Source organism: Tsuneonella sp. CC-YZS046 (assembly GCF_035581365.1).
Lineage (GTDB): Bacteria > Pseudomonadota > Alphaproteobacteria > Sphingomonadales > Sphingomonadaceae > JAWKXU01.
This window is the reverse complement of sequence record NZ_CP141590.1, coordinates 1,204,295-1,230,421: the sequence shown is the minus strand read 5'-3', so window position 1 is coordinate 1,230,421 and position 26,127 is coordinate 1,204,295. Positions and strand designations below refer to the sequence as shown.

Genomic DNA, 26,127 nt, shown 5'->3' with positions numbered 1-26,127 from the left:
CTGAAGAGATCCCCGCTGAGAGGAGTGACATGTCCACCAACGCAGAAAACCCCGCGCTATCCTTCGACACATTGCAGGTCCATGCAGGTTGGGATGGCGATCCGGCGACGGGCGCGAGACAGGTGCCGATCTACCAGAATACGGCCTATCTCTTCCAGGATGCGGATCATGCGGCGCGCCTCTTCAATCTGGAGGAAGTGGGATACATCTATTCCCGGCTGACCAATCCCACCGTGAATGCCTTGCAGGCGCGGCTCGCTGCGCTCGAAGGCGGCGCCGGGGCGACTTGCTGTTCATCCGGCCATGCCGCGCAGATCATGGCGCTGTTTCCCCTGATGATGCCGGGCGACAACGTCGTCGTCTCCAATCGGCTCTATGGTGGCTCGGTCACGCAGTTTTCGCATACGATCAGGCGGTTCGGATGGCAAAGCCGCTTCGTCGATCTGGAAGACCCCGGCGAAGTGGCGCGGGCCTGCAACAAGCGGACCAGGGCGATCTTCTGCGAAAGCGTCTCCAATCCCGGCGGGCATGTCACCGACCTGCCGAAGATCGCGGCCATCGCGGAGCGCAAGGGCGTGCCGCTGATCGTCGATAATACCAGCGCCACGCCCTATCTCTGCAAGCCGATCGATCACGGGGCGACTCTCGTGGTCCACTCCACGACGAAATATCTGTCGGGCAACGGAACCTCGATGGGCGGCGCGATCATCGATTCCGGAAAGTTCGACTGGTCGGCATCGGACAAGTTCCCGTCGCTTTCCCAGCCGGAGCCCGCCTATCACGGATTGACGTTTCACCAGGCATTCGGAGCGCTGGGCTATACCTTGCACAGCCATGCGGTGGGCTTGCGGGACCTGGGGATGACCATGGCCCCGATGAACGCCTTTCAGACCATTCTCGGTATCGAAACCTTGAGCCTCAGGATGCAGAAGCATGTCGCCAACGCCAAAAAGGTTGCCGAGTGGCTGGAAGCGGATGACCGGGTGAGCTTCGTGTCCTATGCGGGGCTGAAGTCGTCGCCCTATCACAAGCGCGCGAAAAAGCTTTACCCCAAGGGCACGGGGGCCTTGTTCACATTCGGCGTAAAGGGCGGTTACAAGGCCTGCATCAGGCTGGTCGATGCGCTGCAGCTGTTCAGCCATCTGGCCAATCTGGGGGATGCGCGTTCACTGGTGATCCATTCCGCATCGACCACGCACCGCCAGCTGACGCCGGAACAGCGGCAGGCAGCGGGCGCGGGGGATGATGTGGTGCGCCTCTCGATCGGCATAGAGGATGCGGATGACCTTATCGCGGATCTCGATCAGGCGCTGGGCAAGGCGGCCCAATGAGCAGGTTCCTTCTTCAGGAATGGGGAGCATGGAATTTATCTGTTTTCCGCGATTTCCGAGGCGGCAATTGATTTCACTCGCCTCGAAATCACTCTGGGTTCCTTGCCATTCCTGAGGTCCCTTAGGTCCGCGGCGATCATGGCGCGCCGCAGGGGATTTACGGGAATGCCGTTATCGAGGCTCGGATTGTTGGTTATCGGGTCCAGCAGCTGAAAATCGATTTCATATTCCATCGCTCGTCTCCGCAGGCTTCCAACGCCGGAAGCCCCGGAAGGCTCCCGGCGTGGAGACAAAGCGTGCAGAATGGAATGCGAAGCGGGATGGTTGTCAGAAGTGCAAGGCGCGTCCGTATGCGGCGAGCACGCTTTCATGCATCATTTCGGACAAGGTGGGGTGCGGGAATATGGCCTGCATAAGCTCGGATTCCGTCGTTTCGAGCTGCTTGCCGACCACATAGCCCTGGATCAGCTCGGTCACTTCCGCGCCGATCATATGAGCGCCCAGCAACTCGCCGGTTTTCGCATCGAACACCGTCTTGATGAAGCCTTCCGCTTCGCCCAGCGCGATGGCCTTGCCATTGCCGATGAACGGGAAGTTCCCGACCTTGATCTCGTAACCGGCTTCTGTGGCCTTGGCCTCGGTCAGGCCGACGCTGGCGATCTGCGGATGGCAATAGGTGCAACCGGGAATATTGCGCCGATCCAACGGGTGCGGATGAACATCCTTGTTGCCCAGTTCCTGCGCGATGGCCTCAGCCGCCGTCACCCCTTCATGGCTGGCCTTGTGCGCCAGCCACGGTCCCGGCACGCAATCGCCGATCGCCCACAGGCCCTTCACGCCCGTGCGGCCATAATCGTCGATCTGGATGAAACCGCGCTCCGTCTTTACCCCCAGCTTTTCCAGGCCGATATTCTCGGTGTTGGGCTGAATGCCGATGGCGACGATCACATGGCTGTATTCGCCGGAAGTGACCTTGCCGTCCTTCCCCTTGATCTTGGCGGAAACCTTGTCTGCGCCGGGCTTCAGCTCCTCCAGCGCGGCGCCGGTCATGATCTGGATGCCCTGCTTCGTCAGTGCCTTTTCGAGGAAGGCGGAGATCTCCGCATCTTCCACCGGCACGATCCGGTCGAGCATTTCAACCACCGTCACATCCGCGCCCATATCGTTGTAGAAGCTTGCGAATTCGATCCCGATCGCGCCGGAGCCGATCACCAGCAGTTTGTCGGGCATTTCCGGCGGGGTCATTGCATGACGATAGGTCCACACCCGCTTGCCGTCGGCCGGAGCAAAGGGAAGGTCGCGCGCCCTCGCGCCCGTCGCGACGATGATATGCCTGGCGGTGAGCGTCTCCGTGCCCTTCTCGCCCTTCACTTCCAGCGTATTGGCGGATTTGAAGGCGCCCTCGCCCATATGCACCGCGATCTTGTTCTTCTTCATCAGATGCGTGACGCCCTGATTGAGCTGCTTCGCTACGCCCCGGCTGCGCTTGACCACGGCTTCCAGATCCGCGCTGATCTTCTCCGCCGCCAGCCCGTAATCCTTGGCATGTTGCATATAGTGATAGATCTCGGCCGAGCGCAGCAGCGCCTTGGTCGGGATGCAGCCCCAGTTGAGGCAGATCCCCCCCAGGCTTTCCCGCTCCACGATTGCGGTCTTCAATCCCAGTTGGGCCGCGCGGATCGCCGCGACATAGCCGCCGGGGCCAGACCCGAGAACGATAAGATCATACGTGCCGGACATTATTCCTCCGCCGCCGCCTTGATTGCGAGCGTTCCGATGGCGCGAGGCCGCCCTTCCCCGTCGATCACGACGAATTTGAAGGTGCCGCGCGCCACCACCTGCGTGGCCTCGCCATTGCGTTCGCGCGCGATGGCTTCGGCTGCGATAGTCAACGATGTATTCCCGACCGCCGCGACTTCGGCATAGACGGACAGTTCATCCCCCACCGCCATGGCCCCGGGAAAGGTGAAATCCGTGGCATGAACCACCACCGCGGTGCCATTGGCCTTGCGCGACGCGAGCGAGCCCGCGCCGAGCGCCATCTGGCTCATCAGCCATCCGCCGAACACGCCGCCATAGGGATTGGTATCCTTGGGCATGGCCGTGACGCGGATTAGCGGATCTCGAAAGCTGTTGTCAGCTGCCATTCCCTATCCTGCCACAAGATCGAGATATTTGGCGAGGACCCAGCCATGCCGGCAAGGGCCGCCATAGGGTTCGGGCGCGGTGACGGGGCTGCTCACCCGGCAATCGCCCAGATCCTGATAGGCGCCATGCGGATAGACGATGCCCTGCCAATCGCCGTCCTTGTCGCACAACCAGACCAGCGTGGCCGGGTCGAGGCGATCGTTCTCGTGACCGGAAAGATGCGGCGCGGCGCGAACCGCAAGATAATTGTCCCCTTCCGGATCGAGGCCGGTAACGCGGCCGACCGCAACGCATGCGTCCAGTTCCGGCCCTTCGCTGCCCACCATCACGGGATGACCATCCTTGGGATGCTCCGCCTTGAGAGGGGCCGCGAGGGCCAGGCAGGCCACCATTCCCAGCGGCCAGGCCCGGATCGATCTCACGCGATGATTCCCAGCGGGCTTTCCACCAGTTGCTGGAAGGCCTGCATCAGCAATGCCGCATCGGCCCCATCAATCGCGCGATGGTCGAAGCTGCCGGTCACGCTCATCACCGTGGCGATGGATACTGCATCATCGACGATGAACGGCCGCTTCTCCCCGGCGCCCACGGCAAGGATCATGCCTTGGGGCGGATTGATCACCGCCTCGAACTGTTTGATCCCATACATGCCGAGATTGGACAGGCTGGCGGTGCCGCCCTGATATTCATGCGGCTGCAGCTTCCCGTCGCGCGCCTTTTCGATCAGGCCCTTCATCTCGCCCGCGATGGCCGAGACGGATTTCTTCGCCGCGTCGGTGACGATGGGGGTTATCAGCCCGCTCGGTGCGGCCACCGCGACGGAGATGTCGACGCGGGTATATTTGCGCAGTTCCTCGCCGGCAAAGCTGACATTGCATTGCGGCACGCGGTCGAGTGCCTTGGCCAGGGCCTTTATCAGCAGGTCGTTGACGGAGAGCTTGAGGCCCTCCCCTTCCAGCGAGGCATTGAGTTCGCTCCGCAGCTTGAGCAAGGCGTCGAGCCGCACATCGACGGTGAGGTAGATATGCGGAATCTGCTGCTTCGCTTCGGTGAGCCGGCGGGCAATCACCTTGCGGACATTGTTGAGCTTTTCCGCCTCGAACGGAATGCCGAAATCCGGAATTTCCGTGGGCGCGGCCGGAGCCGGGCGCGCTTGCGGAGCGGTGGGAGCCGCTGCTGCGCCCTGCAGGCCGTCCACGTCGGCCTTCACGATCCGCCCGTTCGGCCCGCTGCCCTTGATCGTCGAAAGGTCGATGCCTTGCTGGGCGGCAATCCGGCGGGCCAGCGGCGATGCCAGGATGCGCTGGCCGGAACCGCTCGTCGCAACGGTGGTGGGGGCCGGCTTCGCTTGCGGAGCGGGAGCCTTTTCCACGGCCTGCGGCTGCTCAGGCTCGGCCTTGGCGGCAGGTGCCGCTTGCTCGGCCTTTGCAGGCTTGGCGGGTTCGGCGGATTTCGCTGCGCCGGGATCTTCGCCTTCCGCCGCAAGGGTTGCGATCACCGTGCCCACCTTCACGCCTTCGGTTCCTTCTGGCACGGCAATGTCGACGATGGTGCCTTCATCGACCGCCTCGAACTCCATCGTGGCCTTGTCGGTTTCGATTTCCGCCATGATATCGCCGGCGGATACTGTATCACCGACCTTTACCAGCCAGCGCGCCAGTGTACCCTCCTCCATGGTGGGCGAGAGTGCGGGCATCTTGATCGAGGTGGGCATGGCAGTTCAACTCTTCCCGTTGCTGAGTGTTTGTGCCTATCTGGCCGATAAGTGCGATGGCGGCAAGAGGGTTGGTGCATCGAGAGAGATAACCATATAGGTTTTCATAGGGGTGAGATATGCGTGTATATCTGGTTATAATGGACGAGACTGACGAGGCCCGGGTGGCCTTGCGTTTTGCCGCCAGGCGCGCGGCCAAGACAGATGGCGCGGTCCATATTCTCGCGTTGGTGCAACCGCAGAGCTTCAATGCATTCGGCGGCGTTCAGGCCACGATCGAGGCCGAAGCGCGCGATCGCGCAGAGGTGATCGCCACCGGCGCGGCGGGAAATATTCTCAGCGAGAGCGGCAAGATGCCCACCATCTCCGTCCGGGTCGGCGATGGCAAGGAAGTCGTGCATGAATATCTTGCCGAGCACCCGGAGGTAGCCGCATTGGTACTTGGCGCCGCGGCCGAGGGAAATCCGGGCCCGCTCGTCACCGCCTTTTCGCAGAATGCGGGAACGCTTTCCTGTCCCCTGTTCGTGATTCCCGGCGCGCTGGGCGAAGAGGATATCGACCGCTTGAGTTGAGCCGGTGCGCCCGGGGCGGGCGGCGATCTAGCGCTTTTTTCTGCCCTGATGCCGGATGTTGGAAGGCCGGCCCCGCTGGCCGACGACGTATTTTCCCTTCCTGCGGGGCGCTGGCTTGCCGCCGCGCGGCTCGATGGGGGCGCCGGCCCCTTCCACCGGCTCGAACTTCAAGGCTCCGGTGAGCGGATTCGCCTCGGCCAGGCGCAGCGGCAGCCGATCTCCGATGGCGTAGCGCGTGCCGGTTTGCTCGCCTGTCAGCGTATGCGCTCCGTCATCATGGTGGAAGCGTTCCGGGCCGAGCACCGAGACGGGAACCAGCCCATCGCCGCCCAGCCCCATGATGGTCGCGAACAGGCCGAAACGCTGGACCCCGGTGATGCGGGTCTCGAACACTTCCCCCACCTTGCCGGAAAGCCATGCCGCGACATAGCGGTCGATCGTTTCCCGCTCCGCTTCCATGGCGCGGCGCTCGGCGGCGCTGATCGCTTCGCTGACTCGCGCCAGATCGCCGCGGTCGCGATCCGAAAGCCCGGTGGCGGCGGGTATGGCTCCCCCGGCCGGCCGGGGCTGCTCCAGCCCGAAGGCATCGACCAGCGCGCGGTGGACCAGCAGGTCCGCATAGCGGCGGATCGGTGAGGTGAAATGCGCGTAGCTGCCCAGGGCAAGGCCGAAATGCCCGGCGTTGCGCGGCCCGTAATAGGCCTGCGTCTGGCTGCGCAGCACGGCTTCCATGATGAGCGCTTTTTCGCTTTCGTCCGCGATGTCCTTCAACATGCGGTTGAACAGACCCGGGGTGATGACCTGCCCCAGCGCAAGTTTGCGGCCGAATGTGTCGAGATACTCTCGCAGCGCGACCAGCTTCTCCCGGCTAGGCGGCTCGTGGATGCGATAGACGACCGGCGAAACCTTGCTTTCCAGCGCCTTTGCCGCCGCGACATTGGCCGCGATCATGAAATCTTCCACCACGCGATGCGCATCGAGCCACTCGCGAATGGCGATTTCCGCTATCTTGCCCTGATCGTCCAGCATGACCCGGCGTTCCGGCAATTCCAGTTCCAGCGGATCGCGTTGCTTGCGCGCCGCTTCCAGCAAACGCCAGCAGGCCCAGAGATTGCTCAGGCTTGCATCGGCTTCGCCCTCGTCGATCCTTGCCTGCGCCGCCTCATAGGCGATGTTTTCCGAGATGCGCACGATGGCGCGCGAGAACCGCCAGGCCTTGAGCTTGCCCTGCGCATCGATCTCCAGATGGCAGGCCATGGCCGCGCGGTCCTCTCCCGCTCGCAGGGAGCAGACATTCGCGCTCAGCACTTCGGGCAGCATGGGGACGACGCGGTCGGGGAAATAGACCGAATTGCCGCGCTTGCGCGCCTCCCGGTCCAGCTTCCCCCCGGGGCGGACATAGAAGCTGACGTCCGCGATCGCCACGATCGCCCGGAAGCCCCCTGCTCCATCCGGCTCCGCCCAGATCGCATCGTCATGATCGCGCGCATCGGCCGGGTCGATCGCGACGATGGGCAGATGCCGAAGATCCTCGCGCCGGTCCTCGCTGAGTGGCAGCTTGGCGGATGCCTCCGCCTCGGACAGCACTTCCGCTCCGAACAGATTCGGAATGCCGTATTTATGGATCGCGATCAGGCTGAAGGCGCGCGGCGCAAGCGGATCGCCCAGCACCTGGATGACTTTCACGCCCGCGCGAGGGCTGCGGCCCGCAGGCTCGGCCAGCACGAGATTGCCCGGCTCCGCGCCGCCCAGATCGGCAATCGGCGTGGCGTTGCGCACACGCTTGTCGACCGGCGCGAGCCAGCCCTTGCCCGCCCCGTCGAGTTCGACCACGCCAAGCATGGCCTCGCCCTGCGCGGGCAGCTTCTTCATCGGATAGGCGCACCAGCCGTCGCCGGCTTCCTCGGTGCGGGCCAGGACGCGATCCCCCACCCGCAAGGCAGGGCCTTTCCGGCTTTCCACCAGCCGCAGGCGTGGCGGCGGAGTGGCGTCGTCCGGCTGCCAGCTATCGGGAATGGCAATCGCTTCGCCATCGTCGGTATCGACAACGCGCAGCACGGTCACCTTCGGCAAGCCGCCCATGCGATGGAAGGCGGTTCGCTTGCCGTCGATCAGCCCTTCGTCCGCCATGTCGCGCAGCAAGGCCTTGAGCGCGATCTTCTCCTGCCCCTTGAGGCCGAAGGCGCGGGCGATTTCCCGCTTGCCGGCAGGGGTGTCGCTGCTCTGGATGAAGTCGAGTATCTGCTGCCTGCCGGGCAGGCCGGGAGCGGGTTTCGGCTTGCGCACCAACTCAATAGGCTCGCGCAATGAAGATGCGTTCGACCGCCGGGGCGCCGGTGAAGATGCAGGCGCCATCTGCGGGAGCGGCATCGGCAGGCACATTGCGGATGGTGAGCTTCAGCGCTTTCAGCTGCTCCACCACCTTGTCCAGCGCATCGCCCGTGGGCTTTGCCCACTGCACCTCGACCCAGCCGGGATAGCGTTGATCTTCCGCGTAGAAGGCGGACAACGCTTCGAGGCTGTCCACGCCGCGCGTGATATTGGTGTCGCGCCGTTGCCGTGCTTCGGCGAACAGCCCGTTCTGGATTTCTTCCAGCAGGGCGCCGATTGCACCCGCGCATTCCTCGGCGGAGGGGCTGGCGAAATCCGTCTTGCCCGCGGCATTCCACAAGCGGTCGCGGCGCAGCAGGCTGACCTTCCCGGCCTCCATGTCGCGCCCACCGATCTCGATGATGACCGGGGCGCCCTTGCGCACCCAGTCCCAGCGCTTGGCGGCGGCCTTGCCCGGCTTCCTGTCGAGCAGGACCCTGACCGGCTCGCCCAGGGCGGCTTGCGCCGCGATCCGCGCACGCAGGCTCTCGCAATATTCGAGCAATGCGGCATCGCTCGCATCATCGCGCAGCATCGGCAGGATCACGACTTGCTGCGGCGCGATGGCGGGCGGAACCCGCAGCCCGTCATCGTCGCCATGGGTCATGATTACGCCGCCGATCAGCCGGGTTGAAACGCCCCAGCTCGTGGTGTGGCAAAGCTGCTGCCCGCCTTCGCGATCCTGATAGCGAATGCCCGCCGCCTCGGCGAAGCTGGTGCCGAGATAATGCGACGTGCCGGCTTGCAGCGCCTTGCCGTCCTGCATCATCGCTTCGATGCTGTATGTCGCTTCCGCGCCGGGGAAGCGCTCATTCTCAGGCTTTTCGCCAGCGATCACGGGCATGGCCAGCACGTCTTCGGCAAAGGAGCGATACATTTCCAGTGCGCGGAGCGTTTCGTCCATCGCATCTGCACGGTCCTCATGGGCGGTATGCCCTTCCTGCCAGAGAAATTCCGACGTGCGCAGGAACATCCGGGTACGCATTTCCCAGCGCACCACATTGGCCCACTGGTTGGTCAGCATCGGCAGGTCGCGCCAGCTTTGTATCCAGCGCGCCATCGCTGCGCCGATCACGGTCTCGGAAGTGGGGCGGACCACCAGCGGCTCTTCCAGCTTCGCTTCGGGATCGGGAACCAGCCCCCCTTCCTCGCCCGCGATCAGGCGATGATGGGTGACGACCGCCATCTCCTTGGCGAAGCCTTCCACATGCTCCGCCTCCTTGGCGAAGTAGGAGAGCGGGATGAACAATGGAAAGTAGCAGTTCTGCACACCGGCCGCCTTGATCCGGTCATCCATCAGGCGCTGGATACGTTCCCAGATGCCGTAGCCCCAGGGCTTGATCACCATGCAGCCGCGCACGCCGGATTCCTCGGCCATGTCGGCTTGCGCGATCACCACCTGATACCATTGGGCGAAATCTTCGGCGCGCGTGATCGGGAGAGCGTGACGAATGGCGGACACGAAATGCTTCCTGTTTATGCGTGAATTCTGCCGCGCCTCATTAAGGCAATTGCCGCCCATGTCGAGCGGCTTGCCCTTGCGTTGCACCAAAATTTGGATGGCGCGGGAACCCGCGCCCTCTGCGGCTTCGCCGGCCTATTTGCCCAGCGCGTCGAGACGCTTCTGCATCTCCGCCATCTGCTTGCGCAGCGCATCCAGTTCGCTGCCTTCGGCGGGAGCAGGATCTTCGGCGGGCTGGATGCCCTTGGGCATCAGCGCCGCAGCGGCGGCCTTGAACATCGCCATGTTGGTCTGCGCGATCTTCGCCAGCGGATTGTCGCCCACACCTTCGGTAAACGCCTGCTGCAGCTTCTTCTGATTGGCGTAGAAGTTTTCCATCGAGGCTTCGAGATAATGCGGCATCAGCGCCTGCATCGAATTGCCATACATGGAGATCAACTGGCGCAGAAAGCTGACGGGCAGCAATTGCTCCCCGTTCGCTTCCTCATCCATGATGATCTGGGTCAGGATGGAATGGGTGATGTCGTTGCCCGTCTTGGCGTCAAGCACCTGAAAGTCGATGCCTTCACGCGTCATCTTCGCAAGATCGTCAAGCGTGATGTAGCTGGAAGAACTTGTATTGTAGAGACGCCTGTTGGCGTATTTCTTGATAATGACCGGCCCTTTTTTGGCCTCGTCAGGCGCTGCCATCGCCGGACTCCTCTTGCTGCCCCACTTGTTGCACTTAGCACGCGCATTATGTGCAGTGCAATAAATTTGCAGTTAACGCTTATCCGCGTCTGAAGCGCTGCCCCAGGATGGTGAGCAGTTCATATTGCGACAGGCCGGAGACGGCTGCCGCATCCGGCAGATGATACGGAACTTCCAGCCAGTCGCCTTCAGCCAGGTCGGGTGCTTCGGTCAGATCCACCACCACCATGTCCATCGAGACCCGTCCGAGCAGCGGCAGCTCTCTTCCATTGCTGCGCAGCAAACCCCTGTCGGACCAGCAGCGCAGGAAGCCATCGGCATAGCCGAGGGAAACGACGCCGGCGCGCATTGCGCGGGCAGCGGTGAAGGTGGCGTTGTATCCCACGCTGTCGCCGGCCGACAGGTCGCGTCGCTGGATGATCGCTGCCTCCAGCCTTGCCACCTGGCCGATCTCGGCAAGGAGTTCGCTGCGGGGAATGCCTCCGTAGAGTGAAAGCCCGGGCCGGGTGAGATCGAAGGCGTAGTCCTTGCCCAGTGCAATTCCGGCGCTGTTGGAAAGACTGCGGCGGCGGGCAGGTATCGCGCGGCACGCTTGATCGAAGCGGCGGAGCTGCTGCGCGTTCTGCGCCACGTCTTCATCCGCCGAGGCGAGATGAGACAGGAGGACGTCGATGTCGAGCCTGGCGATCAACGGATCGGACAGGCATGCAAGCGGCAAGCCGAGCCGGTTGATCCCGGTATCCACCATCAGGTCGCAAGGTCCTCCTCCGCTGTCCAGCCATAGCCGGGCCTGGAAGATGCTGTTGATGACCGGCCGCACACCCAGCGCGCGGGCATAGGCGCAATCCTCCGCGTGCACCGGCCCATGCAGCACGGAGATCTGGCCGGCCGGAACATGCGCGATGACCTCGGAGACTTCGCTCCAGTGCGCGACGAAGAAATCCCGCGCCCCGGCATCGCGCAGAGAGGGCACGGCTTTCGCGACGCCCAGGCCGTAGGCATCGGCCTTGACCGCCGCTCCCGCTCGCGCATTGCCGGACAGCCGGTTCAGCGCTCGCCAGTTCATGGCAAGCGCATCATGGTCCAGCTTCAAACGTAATGTAGGCGGAGGCAGAACCGGACGATCAGGCATTATCTTCGGCAAAATCTCGCGGCGGTCCGGAAGGAATGCCCCACAGGCCGACCACCAGCGCCATCAGCACCACACCCCAGGTGTACCACAGGCCGGAATAGGGATCGCCGGTGCTGGCCGCGATGTAGCTGGCGATGAACGGCAGGAACCCGCCGAAATAACCCGTGCCGAAATGGTAGGGGATGGACATGGAGCTATACCGGATCTTCGGCGGAAACATCTCCGACAGCAAGGCCGCGACCGGGCCGTAGGTCATGCCCGACAGCACGCTCAGCACCAGCAGGCACAGGATGATGACGGCAATGTCACGGACCGAAGGGGTCACGGGGCTGAAATCGTAGCCTGCCTGCATCAGGGCGGATTCGACGGCGGCCGGGTCCATCCGCTCGACGATGGTATCTCCGACGGCGACCGAAACGCCTTCCCCGGCTTTCAGTGCGTAGGGAACGCCCCTGGCCGTCAACAGCGCCACCACCTTGCCGCAATCGCTCGCCTGTTCCTTGGCGAATGGATCGAAATGGCAGTCGGCGCCGGAAACGACCACCGGCGCGCTTTTCGCCGCCTGCTCAAGCGCGGGGTTGGCCGCGCTGCCCATGGTCCAGAACAACGGAAACAGGGCAAGCAGCGTCAGAACATAGCCGATGATGATCGGCTTCTTTCGGCCCACCTTGTCGGACCATCTGCCGAACACCACGAACATCATGCTGCCCAGCAGCGCGCCGCCGCATACGATCAGTTCCGCCGCCGTATCCTGCACATTCGCCGGGCCCTTGAGGAACTCCAGGCTGTAGACCATGGCGGTATACCATATGGTCGTCAGCCCGGCGGCGACGCCGAACAGGGCGACGAAGATCCGCTTCGCATTGCCGGGATAGGTGAAGCTCTCGACGAAGGGGTTGTGGCTGATCTCGCCTTCCGCCTGCATGGCGCGGAACACAGGGCTTTCCGACAGCATCAGCCGCATCCACAGCGATGCCGCGAGCAGCAGCAGCGAGAAAAGGAACGGCAGGCGCCAGCCCCAGTCGATGAAGACTTCCTCGTTCATCATCGCCTTCGTCAGCAGCACGATCGCGAGGCTCAATACGAAACCGCCGATCACGCTGGCCTGGATGAAGCTGGTGTAGAACCCGCGCTTGCTGGGGGGCGAATGTTCCGAAACATAGATCGCGGCCCCGCCATATTCGCCGCCCAGCGCCAGCCCTTGTCCTATCCGGCACAGGATCAGCAGCAGCGGAGCGGCGGCGCCGATGGTCGCGGTGGATGGGATCAGGCCGATCCCGGCCGTAGCCAGGCCCATCAGCGTGATCGTGACGAGGAAGGTATATTTGCGCCCCAGCCTGTCGCCGAGATAGCCGAACAGGATGGCGCCCAAGGGCCGGAAGCCGAAGCCGACCGCGAAACCGGCCCAGGCGAGCAGGGTCTGCAACGCCGGGTTGCCCGAAGGGAAGAACGTGCTGCCGATGATCCCGCTTGTCGTCAGGGTCGCGTAAATGAAGAAATCATACCATTCGAAGACCGTACCCGCGGACGATGCCGTGACAACCATGCGGATTTCCCGCTGGCTTGGTTCGCCCGCCGCGTTTGCCGATACTGTCCCCATATGGATCCCTTCCTCCCGTTTCGGGCAACGCTCTAGCGGTTGTTATCCTGCTTGCAAAGCGCATGAATGGCGGCCTTCCACGGCAACAGAATGGCTCCATGTCGGCCTCGAAATGCCTGTGCGGATTCTATCGCGGCAAGGCCCGGCCAGTCTGGCAGGGGCGCGTCTCCGGCAAGCCAGCTTTCCAGATCGGATTGGGTGCGCAGCAAATCCGGCAAGCCAAGGCCGGGCGCCGCATCGGCGAATATGGTGCATGCGGCCTGGCCCACCGCGCAGGCCTGGACCCGCAGGCCCCGGTTTTCGATCTTCCCGTCCTGCCCCAGAGACAGCGCCATTTCGATCCGGCTGCCGCACATCGGGGATCGCGCAAAGCCTGTCAGTGGCAAATCCGGAAGCAGCGGATATTCGGCCAGGCGCAGCGCAAGCGCGAGCATTTCCGGTGTGTAGAGCCGGGCGGCGGGATCGCTCATCGCGCCGCTTTGGGGTCGGATCTGGCCTGAGCCTCCACGCTGCGGCGATGTTCCGCGATCATCTCCACCAGTTCGTCCGCCGCCGCATTGACGAAGGGATAGGACCGCGATGTCGTGATCCAGGCCGGCCGCCCCGCCACGCCCCAGACCGTGTCGTAACCAAGCGCCAGAACGGAGAAAGCCAGCACCGCGATGATGAGGCCCTTGAGCGCGCCGAAGCCGAGACCGAGTATCCGGTCGAGCGGCCCAAGTATCGACGCACGGGTGGTGCGCCCTGCATGGGATGCGATGAGCTTCATCCCCGCATAGGGAATGAGCAGAAGCAGGGAGAAGGACAGAATCGCCGCGCCGGTGGCGGTATCGAGCTTCGGGATGAACCAGTTGGTGAGCGGCGTGTGCAACGAACGGATGGCGAACAGCGCGAGTATCCAGGCGGCAAGCGAAAGCACTTCCTGGACGAAACCGCGCATGAAGCCACCGATGGCCGCGACCGCCACCAGGATCAGGACGATAATATCGAAACCGCTCATCGCGCGGAGGATTATGCGCTCCCCATGATCCGGTCAACGAGGTTCGGCAGCATCTTCAGGCCTGCGAATCCCCGGCTTTCCAGCGGGGCTGAAACCTCGACGGGGCCATAGCTGCGATCGAAGCCGAGCTTGGCCGCTTCGCGCAGCCGCAAGCCGGCATGGGCGACCGGGCGGATTTCGCCGGCAAGGGATACTTCGCCGAACCATACCGATCTCGCAGGCAAGGGGCGATCCGCCAGCGCGGAAATCAGCGCCGCGGCGATGGCGAGGTCGGCCGCGGGGTCCGACAGGCGGTATCCGCCGGCGATATTGAGATAGACTTCGGCGGACGAGAAATTCAGCCCGCAGCGCGCCTCCAGCACGGCGAGCAGCATGGCGAGCCGGCCCGAATCCCATCCCACCACCGCACGGCGCGGAGTTGCGCCGCTTTGCAGGCGCACGATCAATGCCTGGACTTCCACCAGCACCGGGCGCGTCCCTTCCAGCGCCGGGAACACGGCGCTGCCGGCAATCGGCTCGTCCCGTCCCGAAAGGAACAGCATGGATGGATTGGACACTTCTTCGAGGCCCTGCCCGGCCATGGCGAAGACGCCGATCTCGTCGACCGCGCCGAAGCGGTTCTTGAGCGCGCGGAGAATGCGATACTGGTGGCTGCGTTCTCCCTCGAAGCTCATCACCACGTCGACCATATGTTCCAGCACGCGCGGCCCGGCGATCGTGCCGTCCTTGGTCACGTGCCCGACCATCACCAGCGCGACGCCGTTCTCCTTGGCATAGCGGATCAGCTCGAAGGCGCAGCCGCGCACCTGGCTCACTGTCCCCGGCGCTCCTTCGATCATGTCGGAATGCATGGTCTGTATCGAATCGATCACCAGCAGGGCGGGCGGTTCCATGCCGCCCAGGGTGGTGAGAATGTCCCGCACGGAAGTCGCGGCGGCAAGGCGGATCGGCGCATCGCCAAGGCCGAGCCGTGTTGCCCTGAGGCGGACCTGCCCGGCAGCCTCTTCCCCGCTGATATAGACCACGGGGGCGCCATCCTGCGCGACCTTGGCGGCTGCCTGCAGCAGCAAGGTGGACTTGCCGATCCCCGGATCGCCGCCCATCAGGATCGCCGAGCCCGGCACCAGCCCCCCGCCCAACGCGCGATCCAGTTCCGCGATGCCCGTGGCTCGCCGGACGGGCAATTCCCCCGGCGCGTCGAGCGATACGAATTCGACCGTCCTGCCGCCGCCGGAAAGGTCATGCTTCTGCGAGAATACGGTCGCGGGCGCATCCTCGGCGAGCGTGTTCCACTCCGCGCAATCGGGGCATTGCCCCTGCCAGCGATGGGACACGCTGCCACAGGCCTGGCAGATGTAACGGCGTTTGATCTTGGCCATAAGACCACCTAGGCGGAACACAAGAAGAACACAAGCGCGGCTGAACCCATCCACAGCCATTTCTTGAGATTGGCGCGGTGTCCTGCCATCAAGCCGCAATGCGCCAGAAGGAACTCAGGATAGCGCTGGTCTGTTACGGTGGTGTCAGCCTTGCGGTCTATATGCATGGCGTCACCAAGGAGATCTGGAAGCTGGCTTGCGCAAGCCGGGAATTCCACTCCGCGCGCCGCTGCGCCACCGGCAGCGAGGCGGTCTATTGCCGGCTGCTGGATCATCTCGCGCGCGAGCATGAGCTGCGCCTGAGAGTCCTGCCGGACATATTGAGCGGAGCGAGCGCCGGCGGGATCAATGCGGTTTTCCTGGCCGAGGCGATCCATTCCGGGCGCTCTCTGGAACCGCTGACGGAACTCTGGCTTTCGACCGCCGATGTCGACCGGCTGCTGGACCCGGAGGCCAGGCCCTGGTCCCGCGCCGCCAAGCAATGGGCCTGGCCGCTGGTCCAGTTCATGCTGACGCGGCCGGGCAACGCGGTGACGGAAAGCGTCGCGCCCGAAACCCGCAAAGAGGTGCGCACCAAGCTGTCGCGCTTCATCCGCAGCCGCTGGTTCGCCCCGCCCTTCTCCGGGATCGGCTTTTCCCGCCTGCTTTCCGAAGCGTTGGCCGCCATGGCCAGCGTGCCGCCCGAAGAGCCGCTCCTGCCCGCGGGCCATCCGATCGACCTGTTCGTCACCGCGACTGATTTCCGGGGCTATCGGGAATTGCTGCGGCTCAACAGCCCGCCGGTGGTGGAGGAAAGCGAACACCGGCTTACCCTGGGCTTTCATTCCCGCACGCCGATGGAGGGCGGGATCGAGCTTGCCGACCCGCTCGAACTGGTCTTCGCCGCACGGTCGACCGCGAGCTTTCCGGGCGCGTTCCCGCCGCTCCAGCTTTCCGAGATCGACCAGCTTGCGCGGGAAGGAAAGCGGGAATGGACCAATCGCGGCGACTTCCTCAAGCGGGTGATGCCCGCCCATGTCCGCCAGGGCGATCTCGAAACGGTGTCGCTGATCGACGGCTCGGTTCTCGTCAACGCGCCCTTCGCGGAAGCGGCCGCGGTGCTCGGCAAGCGCCCTGCCCAACGCGAAGTCGACCGCCGCTTCGTCTATATCGACCCCCGCCCCGACCGGGTCGGCAACGTCAGCGGCGATCCGGCCCGTCCGGTCGGTTTCTTTTCCGCGATCTTCGGCTCGCTTTCCACCATTCCGCGCGAGCAGCCGATCCGGGACAATCTGGAAATGCTGGAGGAACAATCCCGCGAAGCGGAACGCCTGCGGCATATCCTGGCCGCGCTGCGGCCCGAAGTCGAACTGGCGGTCGATCAACTTTTCGGCCGGACGCTGTTCTTCGACAGGCCGACTCCCAAGCGCTTGCGGACCTGGCGGGCCAAGGCGCAGCAGACCGCGGCGGAACAGGCGGGCTTTGCCTTTCAGGGATATGCCCAGGCAAAATTCACGGGGATCATCGACCATCTGGCCCGCAGCATATTCGATGCCGCGCCGGGCCTGCTGCTTCCCGATCCGGCGCCCATCGCCATCAGGCTGCGGCAGGAACTCGCGCAACGCGGCCTCGAACGGCTTTCCTCGCCCAGAGGAGGAGCCAGCGCCGCCGCCATCGCCTTCTTCCGCGCCCATGACATCGCATTCCGCATCCGCCGCTTGCGGCTGCTCGCGCGCCGTCTGGCAAGGGACTGGGAATTCGATCCGGATATTCCGGAGGCTGACAGCGAGGCGGCCCGGAAGCTGGTCTACGAGGGCCTGTCGTTCTACTTCGAGCGGGAGTCAGCGGATTGGCTGGGCGAAGATTTCGGCTCGATCGCGGGACGCGTGCTCGAAGATCCCGGCGGCGCGCTGGATGCCCTGGCCCGGATCAGGGATTTGCCGGGCGTGGACGAGCGGGTGGAAACGCATCTTGCCGAAGGGCTGGTCGCCATGCCTTCCCTGCTGAGACGGCGGATGCTGCTCGCCTATCTCGGCTTCCCCTTCTACGATGTCGCGACCCTGCCCTTGCTGCACAATGAAGGCTTCACGGAATTCAATCCGATCAAGGTCGATCGGATCTCGCCCGACGACGCCAAGTCGATCCGGCCCGGCGGCACTCGGGTCACGCTGCGGGGCACGGAGTTCTACAATTTCGGCGCGTTCTTCAGCCGCGCCTACCGCGAGAACGACTACCTGTGGGGGCGCTTGCACGGCGCGGAAAGAATGGTCGACCTGGTGGTTTCGACCATGACGGACCCGATGGATAATAGCGAGATCACGCGCTTCAAGCGCGAGCTTTTCCTTGCCATCCTGGATGAGGAAGAGCCTCGCCTGAGAGCCGATCCCACGCTGGTGCGGGCTCTGCGGAAGGAAGTGCTTTCACGATTGCCGGAGTAATAGCCGCCGCGCCTGGCCGCCCTATTCCGTCAGATCGTTCCAGGCATCTTTCAGCTTGTCGAAGAACCCCCGCGATTCCGGGCATTCCTCGCCGGTTTCGGTTTCCTGAAATTCCCGGAGCAGTTCCTTCTGTTTCGCGCTGAGCCGGGTCGGGGTTTCGACCATGATCTCGATCACCAGATCGCCGCGCCCCTTCGATTGCAGGACGGGCATTCCGGCGCCTCGCTTACGAAGTTGCTTGCCGGACTGAATCCCAGCCGGGATTTCGATGGAAATGGCTTCTCCATCCAGCCCGGGGATTTCTATCTGCCCGCCGAGCGCGGCGGTGGTGAAGCTGATCGGCACCCGCGTCGCCAGGGTCGTTCCGTCGCGCTGGAATACCTTGTGCGGCCGGATATGCATGAAAATATACAAGTCGCCCGGCGGCGCGCCGCGCTGCCCGGCTTCGCCCTTGCCCGACAGGCGGATGCGTGTGCCGTGATCCACGCCGGGGGGAATTGAGATGTCTAGCGTCTGGGTCTTGTCAACCCGCCCTTCGCCCTGGCAATTGCGGCAGGGTCGTTCGATCACCTCGCCCCGGCCATGGCATTGCGGACAGGGGCGGTCGATCACGAAGAACCCCTGCTGGGTGCGAACCTTCCCGTGCCCGTGGCAAGTGCCGCAGGCTCTCGCCCCGGTGCCCGGTTCGGCCCCGGTGCCATTGCATGGCTCGCAACTGACGGAGATGTCGACTTCGATCTTCGCGTCCTTGCCATGAAAAGCCTCTTCGAGGCCTATTTCCATGTCATAGCGCAAATCCGCCCCGCGCCGCGTCTGCTGGCGGCCGCCACCGCCGAATGCGCTGCCGAAGATCGTTTCAAATATATCGCCGATGTCGCTGAAATCCGCCCCCGGCCCGCGTCCGCTGCCATTGCCCATGCCCTGCCGGAACGCGGCATGGCCGAAGCGGTCGTAAGCGGCGCGCTTCTGCGGGTCCTTCAGGCAATCGTAAGCCTCGCTGATGGCCTTGAATTTCGCCTCGGATTCGCCGCAGCCCGGATTCTTGTCCGGGTGATAGCGCATGGCCAGCCGCCGATAAGCCGATTTGATCGACTTCTCGTCAGCCGTGCGCTCCACCTCGAGCAGTTCGTAATAATCGACGCCGGTTGTCATTGCCCCTCGCCAAACTCAGCCACCGCCGACGCTTGCTGCGCCAGCGGTGGCCTGGGTTTCAATCAGGCGATCAGCCCTTGTTCTCTTCGTCGACTTCGGAGAACTCGGCATCGACAACATCCTCGCTGCCCGCTTCGTCACTGGCCGCGGCGCTTGCACCGGCGGCCTGCTCCTTCTCGTAGATCGCCTGGCCCATCTTCATGGCCAGTTCGGTAAGGGCCTGGGTCTTGGCGTTCATTTCCGCAGCATCGCCGCTTTCGATGGCGGTCTTGGCTTCGGCGATCGCCGCCTCGATCTGGGACTTGAGATCGGCGTCGATCTTGTCGCCATTTTCCTCGAGCTGCTTCTCGGTCGCGTGGACGAGGCTGTCCGCATTGTTGCGGGCCTCTGCCGATTCACGCCGCTTCTTGTCCTCTTCCGCGAACTTTTCCGCATCCCGGACCATCTGGTCGATATCGGAATCGGTAAGGCCGCCGGACGCCTGGATCTTGATCTGCTGTTCCTTGCCCGTGCCCTTGTCCTTGGCGGACACGTTCACGATGCCGTTGGCGTCGATATCGAACGTGACCTCGATCTGGGGCACGCCGCGCGGCGCGGGCGGAATGCCGAGCAAATCGAATTGGCCGAGCAGCTTGTTGTCCGCCGCCATTTCGCGTTCGCCCTGGAACACCCGGATCGTCACCGCCTGCTGATTGTCCTCGGCAGTGGAATAGACCTGCGTCTTCTTGGTGGGGATCGTGGTGTTGCGGTCTATCATGCGGGTGAACACGCCGCCCAGCGTTTCGATGCCGAGCGAGAGCGGCGTCACGTCGAGCAGGAGAACGTCCTTGACGTCGCCCTGCAGCACGCCTGCCTGGATCGCTGCGCCCATCGCCACCACTTCGTCGGGATTGACACCGGTGTGCGGTTCCTTGCCGAAGAATTCCTTCACGGCCTCGCGCACCTTGGGCATGCGGGTCATGCCGCCGACCAGCACGACTTCATCGATTTCCGACGCGGAGATGCCGGCATCGGCCAGCGCCTTCTTCATCGGCTCCTTGGTCCGCTCGATCAGCTTGCCGACAAGCTTTTCGAGATCGGAACGGGTGATGGTTTCGACCAGGTGCAGCGGGGTGGTGCTGCCGCCTTCCATGCGCGCGGTGATGAACGGCAGGTTGATTTCCGTGGTCTGGGCGCTCGACAGCTCGATCTTGGCCTTTTCGGCGGCTTCCTTGAGCCGCTGAAGGGCGAGCTTGTCGTTCTTGAGGTCCATGTTCTCCTTGGCCTTGAACTTGTCGGCCAGATATTCGACGATCGCGCTGTCGAAGTCCTCGCCGCCAAGGAAGGTGTCGCCATTGGTGGACTTTACTTCGAACACGCCGTCGCCGATCTCGAGGATGGAAACGTCGAATGTGCCGCCGCCAAGGTCATAGACGGCGATGGTCTTGCCGTCTTCCTTGTCGAGGCCATAGGCCAGCGCGGCCGCGGTCGGCTCGTTGATGATGCGTAGCACCTCGAGGCCCGCGATCTGGCCGGCGTCCTTGGTCGCCTGGCGCTGGGCGTCGTTGAAATAGGCCGGGACGGTGATGACCGCCTGCGTGACGGTTTCGCCGAGATAGCTCTCGGCGGTTTCCTTCATCTTCTGCAGGATGAAGGCGGAAATCTGCGATGGTGAGTAATCCTCGCCCCCGGCATTGACCCACGCATCGCCGTTCTTGCCCTTGACGATGGTGTAAGGGACCAGTTCCGTGTCCTTCTTGGTGACAGGATCGTCAAACCGGCGGCCGATCAGGCGCTTCACAGCGAAAACCGTATTGTCGGGGTTGGTCACCGCCTGGCGCTTGGCCGGCTGGCCGATCAGGCGTTCACCGTCTTTCGTGAAGGCGACGATGGACGGCGTCGTGCGCGCGCCTTCGGAATTTTCTATGACCTTGGGCTTCCCCCCATCCATCACCGCGACGCAGCTATTGGTCGTGCCAAGGTCGATACCGATAACTTTTGCCATTCTTTCACCATCCTAAAACAAGAGTTGGACACCGCTCGTTTCGCTTCCCGGATGTGGCAAAGCGCTTCGGCGGCTCATGCAAACCTGCTGGTTCGACGGCGATATAGGTGCCGTTTTTCCTTGCACAAGGGATTGCAAGGCTTAGTTTCCCGCAATTGGAAGCAGGAGGGAGAAAAGCTATGAAATATTCGAGCATCGCGCCCGTTTTGCTGGTGCTTTGCGCAGGGGCACTCGCCAGTTGCCAGAAAGAGAGCCCGCCGGCGGAAGCGGCGCCCGATGGAATTCCGGGGGTAAGCGCATCCAATGCACGCCTTGTCCTGCCTGCGGTGAAAGGCAACCCGGGCGTGATCTATTTCGACATCATCAATGCAGGCGATGAATTCGTGGCCATGCGCACTGTCGAAGTCGCCGCGGCCAAGCAGACCATGATGCATGAAACCATCACCCAGAACGGCCAGACGACCATGGCCGAGATGGCCCCGCTGACGCTCAACAAGGGCGAGCCTGTGAAGTTCGAGCCGGGCGGCAAGCATGTCATGGCGATGGATCTCGACCCTGCCCTCAAGGCGGGCGACACCACCGAAGTGACCGTTACCTTCGCCGGCGGCGACAAGATGAGCTTCCCGGCTACGGTCGAAGCACCGGGAGGCGCGAACTGAACAGAGAACCCGCCCCTGCCGAGCAATTCTGCCCGGCCGGGGGCGAGCGTCGGCTTACCGCGGGCGAAGTAGCCTTGGCCCGGTCGATCTTCGGAGACGAGGTCGATTATCCAAGCGTCTTCATACGAAGGCGCAAATGGTTCCCGCTGCAGCCGCGCAAGGTGGCGATGGCGCCTTGCGGGCACATCCATTTCCACCCGGACGGAAACCTCTATTGCGAGGATTTTGCGCATTCCCCGCTGGATCGGCAGGGCCTGTTCATCCATGAAATGACGCATATCTGGCAGGCGCAGCAGCGCGGCCCTTGGTATCTGCCGCTCATGCGCCACCCGTTCTGCCGCTATCGCTATGTGCTGTCACCCGGCAAGCCCCTGATGGCCTACGGCATCGAGCAGCAGGCGGAAATCGTGCGCCATGCCTTTCTGCTGCGGCAGGGCGCGCGGATTGCCGGGGCAGGCGATGCCCGCGTCTACGATCGCCTCTTGGACTTCCGAAATGCGGGCACAGCAGGCTGAACTAATCAGCACCGGACGCGATATTCATCGCCATAACGGTCGCGGCGGTAGCACTTGCCATCCTTCTTTATCAAAGCGCCGCCTACCGCGCCCACACCGGCGCCGATCGCGGCGCCTTCGCCGACATCTCCACCTCTGATCGCGCCGACGCCAGCGCCGACAGCCGCGCCTGCAAGCGCGCCTTCACCAGCATAATTGCTGGAACAGGCTCCCAATGCGAGCAGGCTGGCAGCCATGGCGGGAACAATCCACATGCGCATGATCGAATCTCCGTTGCGTTTTTACGAAAAACCAACGGGACGAGACTCGCTATGTTCCTGAGAAACCGATATTTCGTCGTGCCTCAGGCCCTGTCCAACGATTGATCGCGCGGGTTCAGTCCGGCTTTTTGGCGACCCCGACCATCGCAGGCCGCAACAGCCTATCCTTGATCATGTAGCCTGCCTGCATTTCCTGAACCACTGTCCCGGGTTCCGCATCGTTGGTCGGGATTTCCATCATCGCCTGATGCTGGTTCGGGTCGAGCGGAAGGCCAACCGCCGCGATCCGGCTGATGCCGTGCAGGCCGAACACCTTCTCGATCTCGCGCGCGGTGGCTTCGATGCCGGCGAGAAGGCCTTTCAGCTTCTCGTCTTCCCGCAATTCCGCCGGGACGGAATCCAGCGCGCGCGCGAGATTGTCGGATACCGAAAGAATATCGCGGGCAAAGCCGGTTGCGGCATAGGCGCGCGCATCGGCGATATCCTTTTCCAGACGGCGGCGCACATTCTGCGTCTCCGCCTTGGCGTAAAGCACCTCCTGCTTCGCGGCTTCCAGCTGATCGCGCAGGGCGGCCACCTCCTCGGTTGCGGAAGTTTCTTCCGCATCGTTCCGCTGCAGCATTTCTTCGGGAACGCCCTTGAGTTCCTCGGCCATTGCCCGATCCTCTTCAACGGCCCCCTGCGGTTCCGGTTTCGTATCCATCATGTCGTATCTTTTTTCCAGCTATCCGATGAGCTTGCCCAGGCTCTGGGCGGTGAAATCCACCATGGGGACTACGCGCGCGTAATTCAACCGGGTCGGTCCGATAACCCCCACCACTCCGACCACCTTGCCGCCCCTGTCGCGATAGGGAGACGCAATGACGGCGGACCCGGACAGGGCGAACAGGCGATTTTCCGAACCGATGAAGATCCGGGTCGCATCCGCCTCGCGCGCGCTGTCCAGCAGTTCCACCACCGATTGCTTGCTCTCGAGATCGTCGAGCAGGGAACGGACCCGCTCGAGATCGCCGATGGCCGATTCGTCCAGGAGATTGGCCTGCCCGCGCACGATCAGCACCGGCCGCCTGGCGGCGTCTTCGCTCCATACGGCAAGCCCGCGCTCAACCAGATCCCTGCTGGCTTCGTCGAGAGCGGACTGCCCCGATGCGATCTGCGCCCGCATCGCTTGCGCGGCTTCGCCCAATGTGCGGCCCGCGAGATGCGCCGATATGTAATTGCTGGCCTCCTCGATGGCGGAAGGCGGAATTTCCGCAGGCAGCTTGAGCAGGCGATTCTCGACCTGCCCATCTTCCCCCACCAGAACCGCCAGCGCCTCTCCCGGGGAAAGGGAGATCATGCTGAACTGGCGCAGGCGCGGTTCGCGCCGGGGCACCATCACGACCCCGGCGGCCGCGGAAAGATCGGAAAGCACCGCGCTGGTCGCTTCGAGCGCCTGTTCGATCGGCCCCGGTTCGCCAAGGCGACGTTCGATCGCCGCGCGTTCCTCCGCGGTCGGCTCCGCCACCTGCATCATGCCGTCGATGAACAGCCGCAGCCCGGATTCGGTGGGCATCCGGCCCGCGCTGGTATGCGGCGCGGCCAGAAGGCCGAGTGATTCGAGGTCGGACAATACGGAGCGGATCGAAGCCGGAGAAAGATTCACCTGCCCTGCCCCGGCCAGCGTCTTGGAGCCGACCGGCTGCCCATTGGCGAGATAGCCTTCCACCACAAGGCGGAATATCTCGCGGGTGCGGGCCGAAATTTCGATGACAGGTTGGGTTGGCATGGCAGCAATTTAATGGCTGCTCTTGCAGCCTCAAGGGATAAGCGCCAAACGCGCGTCGCAACGCTGTTGAAAAGGATATTCCATGCGACCTTCCGGCCGGGCGCCCGACGAGATGCGGCCCATACTTATCGAAACCGGATTCACCAGGCACGCGGAAGGGTCATGCCTGATTTCCTTCGGCGACACCAAGGTGCTGTGCACCGCCAGCGTCGAGGAACGGCTGCCTGGCTGGCTGCGCGGCAAGGGCGAAGGCTGGGTGACGGGCGAATACTCCATGCTGCCCCGCGCCACCCATACGCGCGGCAGCCGCGAGGCGGCCAAGGGCAGACAAAGCGGACGCACGCAGGAAATCCAGCGCCTGATCGGCCGCTCGCTGCGCGCCGTGACCGACCTCAGGAAGCTGGGAGAACGGCAGATCACGCTCGATTGCGACGTGATCCAGGCTGATGGCGGCACGCGCACGGCGGCGATCTCCGGCGCATGGGTCGCCTTGCGCCTCGCGGTCGACAAGCTGATGGCGGAAGGCGCGATCGCCTCCGATCCGATAATCGCGAAGGTCGCGGCGGTCAGCTGCGGTATCTGTGGCGGCACCCCCGTTCTCGATCTCGATTATGCGGAGGATTCCTCGGCCGATGCGGACGCCAATTTCGTGCTGATCGAAGGCGGCCAGATCGCCGAAGTGCAGGCGACGGCCGAAGGGGCGACCTATGATGAGGAAGGCCTGCTTCGGCTGCTTCGCCTCGCCCGGATCGGCTGCGACAGGATCTTCGCGGCACAGGATGCGGCAGTGAAATGACCCGGCGGATCGGTTCCGGCAAGCTGGTGATCGCCACCCATAACGCAGGCAAGCTGAAAGAGATTTCCGCATTGCTTGCGCCCTATGGGCTGGATTGCATTTCCGCGGGCGCGCTCGGCCTGCCGGAACCGCCCGAGACGGGAAAGACCTTTATCGAGAATGCCTTGATAAAGGCCCATGCGGCCGCGCGGGATTCGGGCCTTCCCGCATTGGCGGACGACAGCGGGTTGTCCGTTGCCGCACTGGATGGGATGCCCGGCGTCTACACGGCGGATTGGGCCGAACGGCAATGGTTCGAAGGCCCCTCCGGACGGGACTGGTATATGGCCATGGGCAAGGTCGAAGGGCGCTTGCAGGCGATCGGGCCGGAGGCCGACCGATCCTGCTGGTTTTCCTGCGTTCTCGCCCTTGCCTGGCCGGATGGAGAAAGCCTCACCTACGAAGGGCGGGTGGACGGGGCGTTCACCTGGCCGCCGCGTGGGGACAAGGGCTTCGGCTACGACCCGGTGTTCGTGCCGAACGGACGCAATGAAACTTTTGGCGAGATCGACCCGGACGAAAAACACCGGATCAGCCATCGCGCCAATGCCTTCGCAAGGCTGGTGGCGGATCAGTTCGGCTGAAGGAGGGGCGGATCAGCCGACCTTCCGGCCCAGCCAATTGCCGCCCGGGCGATAGCGGCACACCAGGAAATCGTTGACCTTCCCGCGCGCGACCGCGCAGCCGACCTCGCGCGTATCGGCCCAGATGATCTGGGTATAGTGGCCCACGTCCTGCCAGCGCCCGGTGCGTGACACGTCGGGAAATTCCCCGGCGCGGAAATGCTTCCTCTCCTCGAGGAATGTCTCCACCATGCTGCGCGGCGTGAAATATCCGGCCTGGCCCATCCAGAGATTTTCCCCGGTGCTCTTGCGCTGCGCCTGCGTGGTATGCTGCATCCGCCCGAGCCCGGCGAGATGCCCCGCCCATTGCTGGGCGTCCCGCGCGAGTTCCTGGCTCCACTTGAGGCGGGGGAGCTTCATGCGATCCCGTTCCAGATTATGCGCGGCGAGCAATTCCCAGGCGAAATTGCGCGCGGGGTCTTCGGGGGCAGCCGCCGAGGGCGCCGCGAAACCGGCGGCAACCGCCACCATGCCACTGCCCAGCAGGGCCGCGATCCGTCCCTTTCCCATGCCATC

The 26,127-nt window shown here is 63.8% G+C and carries 25 protein-coding genes; 7 read left to right on the top strand and 18 right to left on the bottom strand.

Annotated elements, in window-relative coordinates:
- Window positions 1-29 precede the first annotated feature (29 nt).
- Entirely contained in the window at window positions 30-1,331 is a 1,302-nt protein-coding gene (locus tag U8326_RS06135; RefSeq protein ID WP_324742970.1) for an O-acetylhomoserine aminocarboxypropyltransferase/cysteine synthase family protein, read from the top strand.
- Window positions 1,332-1,658: 327 nt separating this feature from the next.
- Here U8326_RS06135 and lpdA read toward each other — a convergent pair whose 3' ends face one another.
- The 4 genes from lpdA to U8326_RS06115 are packed head-to-tail and all read right to left on the bottom strand — an operon-like array spanning window position 1,659 to window position 5,193.
- Window positions 1,659-3,071 (bottom strand): dihydrolipoyl dehydrogenase, encoded by a 1,413-nt coding sequence (lpdA, locus tag U8326_RS06130; protein ID WP_324742969.1) that lies wholly within the window; start codon window positions 3,069-3,071, stop codon window positions 1,659-1,661.
- Window positions 3,071-3,478: an acyl-CoA thioesterase gene (locus tag U8326_RS06125; RefSeq protein ID WP_324742968.1), complete on the bottom strand. Its 408-nt coding sequence runs from the start codon at window positions 3,476-3,478 to the stop codon at window positions 3,071-3,073. The genes lpdA and U8326_RS06125 overlap by 1 nt, the downstream gene beginning before the upstream one ends.
- A 3-nt stretch (window positions 3,479-3,481) precedes the next feature.
- Complete coding sequence (locus U8326_RS06120; protein WP_324742967.1) at window positions 3,482-3,901, bottom strand: hypothetical protein; 420 nt, start codon at window positions 3,899-3,901, stop codon at window positions 3,482-3,484.
- On the bottom strand, window positions 3,898-5,193 hold the full coding sequence (locus U8326_RS06115; RefSeq protein ID WP_324742966.1) for a pyruvate dehydrogenase complex dihydrolipoamide acetyltransferase: 1,296 nt from the start codon (window positions 5,191-5,193) through the stop codon (window positions 3,898-3,900). The genes U8326_RS06120 and U8326_RS06115 overlap by 4 nt, the downstream gene beginning before the upstream one ends.
- A 119-nt stretch (window positions 5,194-5,312) precedes the next feature.
- On the opposite strand from U8326_RS06115, the gene U8326_RS06110 reads away from it, so the two are divergent.
- Window positions 5,313-5,765, top strand: a complete 453-nt coding sequence (locus U8326_RS06110; protein ID WP_324742965.1) for a universal stress protein — start codon at window positions 5,313-5,315, stop codon at window positions 5,763-5,765.
- Between the two features lie 27 nt (window positions 5,766-5,792).
- On the opposite strand, the gene U8326_RS06105 is transcribed toward U8326_RS06110, so the two are convergent.
- The 8 genes from U8326_RS06105 to radA form a co-directional block, all read right to left on the bottom strand.
- Window positions 5,793-8,135: a ribonuclease R family protein gene (locus U8326_RS06105; protein ID WP_416385515.1), complete on the bottom strand. Its 2,343-nt coding sequence runs from the start codon at window positions 8,133-8,135 to the stop codon at window positions 5,793-5,795.
- Window positions 8,056-9,597, bottom strand: coding sequence for an aminoacyl--tRNA ligase-related protein (locus tag U8326_RS06100; RefSeq protein WP_324742963.1), 1,542 nt, complete (start codon window positions 9,595-9,597; stop codon window positions 8,056-8,058). The genes U8326_RS06105 and U8326_RS06100 overlap by 80 nt, the downstream gene beginning before the upstream one ends.
- A gap of 135 nt (window positions 9,598-9,732) precedes the next feature.
- Window positions 9,733-10,287, bottom strand: coding sequence for a polyhydroxyalkanoate synthesis repressor PhaR (gene phaR / locus U8326_RS06095; RefSeq protein WP_324742962.1), 555 nt, complete (start codon window positions 10,285-10,287; stop codon window positions 9,733-9,735).
- A 79-nt stretch (window positions 10,288-10,366) separates the two neighbouring features.
- The gene (gene alr / locus U8326_RS06090) at window positions 10,367-11,419 is read right to left on the bottom strand and encodes an alanine racemase (RefSeq protein ID WP_324742961.1); all 1,053 of its coding nucleotides are present in this window, start codon (window positions 11,417-11,419) and stop codon (window positions 10,367-10,369) included.
- Complete coding sequence (locus tag U8326_RS06085; RefSeq protein WP_324742960.1) at window positions 11,412-12,965, bottom strand: MFS transporter; 1,554 nt, start codon at window positions 12,963-12,965, stop codon at window positions 11,412-11,414. The genes alr and U8326_RS06085 overlap by 8 nt, the downstream gene beginning before the upstream one ends.
- 86 nt (window positions 12,966-13,051) lie before the next feature.
- Complete coding sequence (locus U8326_RS06080) at window positions 13,052-13,489, bottom strand: iron-sulfur cluster assembly scaffold protein (protein WP_324742959.1); 438 nt, start codon at window positions 13,487-13,489, stop codon at window positions 13,052-13,054.
- On the bottom strand, window positions 13,486-14,019 hold the full coding sequence (locus tag U8326_RS06075) for a CvpA family protein (protein WP_324742958.1): 534 nt from the start codon (window positions 14,017-14,019) through the stop codon (window positions 13,486-13,488). Before U8326_RS06075 ends, U8326_RS06080 begins: the two co-directional genes overlap by 4 nt.
- A gap of 11 nt (window positions 14,020-14,030) precedes the next feature.
- Window positions 14,031-15,398, bottom strand: coding sequence for a DNA repair protein RadA (radA, locus tag U8326_RS06070; protein ID WP_324742957.1), 1,368 nt, complete (start codon window positions 15,396-15,398; stop codon window positions 14,031-14,033).
- Window positions 15,399-15,496: 98 nt separating this feature from the next.
- Between radA and U8326_RS06065 the strand changes: the two genes are divergently transcribed.
- Window positions 15,497-17,815 (top strand): patatin-like protein, encoded by a 2,319-nt coding sequence (locus U8326_RS06065; RefSeq protein ID WP_324742956.1) that lies wholly within the window; start codon window positions 15,497-15,499, stop codon window positions 17,813-17,815.
- Window positions 17,816-17,836: 21 nt separating this feature from the next.
- Here U8326_RS06065 and dnaJ read toward each other — a convergent pair whose 3' ends face one another.
- Together dnaJ and dnaK are read right to left on the bottom strand one after the other, a co-directional pair.
- Entirely contained in the window at window positions 17,837-18,967 is a 1,131-nt protein-coding gene (dnaJ, locus tag U8326_RS06060) for a molecular chaperone DnaJ (protein WP_324742955.1), read from the bottom strand.
- A 70-nt stretch (window positions 18,968-19,037) separates the two neighbouring features.
- Window positions 19,038-20,951 (bottom strand): molecular chaperone DnaK, encoded by a 1,914-nt coding sequence (dnaK, locus tag U8326_RS06055; protein ID WP_324742954.1) that lies wholly within the window; start codon window positions 20,949-20,951, stop codon window positions 19,038-19,040.
- A gap of 179 nt (window positions 20,952-21,130) precedes the next feature.
- Between dnaK and U8326_RS06050 the strand changes: the two genes are divergently transcribed.
- Entirely contained in the window at window positions 21,131-21,610 is a 480-nt protein-coding gene (locus U8326_RS06050) for a copper chaperone PCu(A)C (protein WP_324742953.1), read from the top strand.
- Window positions 21,611-21,684: 74 nt separating this feature from the next.
- Window positions 21,685-22,125 carry a vgr related protein gene (locus U8326_RS06045; protein ID WP_324742951.1) on the top strand — a complete coding sequence of 147 codons (441 nt, stop codon included), beginning with the start codon at window positions 21,685-21,687 and terminating at the stop codon, window positions 22,123-22,125.
- Window positions 22,126-22,130: 5 nt separating this feature from the next.
- Here the strand turns inward: U8326_RS06045 and U8326_RS06040 are convergent, their stop codons facing one another.
- The 3 genes from U8326_RS06040 to hrcA all read right to left on the bottom strand — a co-directional run bounded on the left by U8326_RS06040 (window position 22,131) and on the right by hrcA (window position 24,153).
- On the bottom strand, window positions 22,131-22,385 hold the full coding sequence (locus U8326_RS06040; RefSeq protein ID WP_324742950.1) for a YMGG-like glycine zipper-containing protein: 255 nt from the start codon (window positions 22,383-22,385) through the stop codon (window positions 22,131-22,133).
- A 115-nt stretch (window positions 22,386-22,500) separates the two neighbouring features.
- Window positions 22,501-23,091 (bottom strand): nucleotide exchange factor GrpE, encoded by a 591-nt coding sequence (gene grpE / locus U8326_RS06035; RefSeq protein WP_324742949.1) that lies wholly within the window; start codon window positions 23,089-23,091, stop codon window positions 22,501-22,503.
- Between the two features lie 18 nt (window positions 23,092-23,109).
- Window positions 23,110-24,153, bottom strand: coding sequence for a heat-inducible transcriptional repressor HrcA (gene hrcA, locus U8326_RS06030; protein ID WP_324742948.1), 1,044 nt, complete (start codon window positions 24,151-24,153; stop codon window positions 23,110-23,112).
- Window positions 24,154-24,235: 82 nt separating this feature from the next.
- On the opposite strand from hrcA, the gene rph reads away from it, so the two are divergent.
- Together rph and rdgB are read left to right on the top strand one after the other, a co-directional pair.
- Window positions 24,236-24,949 carry a ribonuclease PH gene (gene rph / locus U8326_RS06025; protein ID WP_324742947.1) on the top strand — a complete coding sequence of 238 codons (714 nt, stop codon included), beginning with the start codon at window positions 24,236-24,238 and terminating at the stop codon, window positions 24,947-24,949.
- On the top strand, window positions 24,946-25,572 hold the full coding sequence (gene rdgB / locus U8326_RS06020; protein WP_324742945.1) for an RdgB/HAM1 family non-canonical purine NTP pyrophosphatase: 627 nt from the start codon (window positions 24,946-24,948) through the stop codon (window positions 25,570-25,572). The genes rph and rdgB overlap by 4 nt, the downstream gene beginning before the upstream one ends.
- Window positions 25,573-25,584: 12 nt before the next feature.
- On the opposite strand, the gene U8326_RS06015 is transcribed toward rdgB, so the two are convergent.
- A complete protein-coding gene (locus U8326_RS06015; protein WP_324742944.1) occupies window positions 25,585-26,121 on the bottom strand; it encodes a CAP family protein in 537 nt (178 codons plus the stop codon).
- Between the last annotated feature and the right edge of the window lie 6 nt (window positions 26,122-26,127).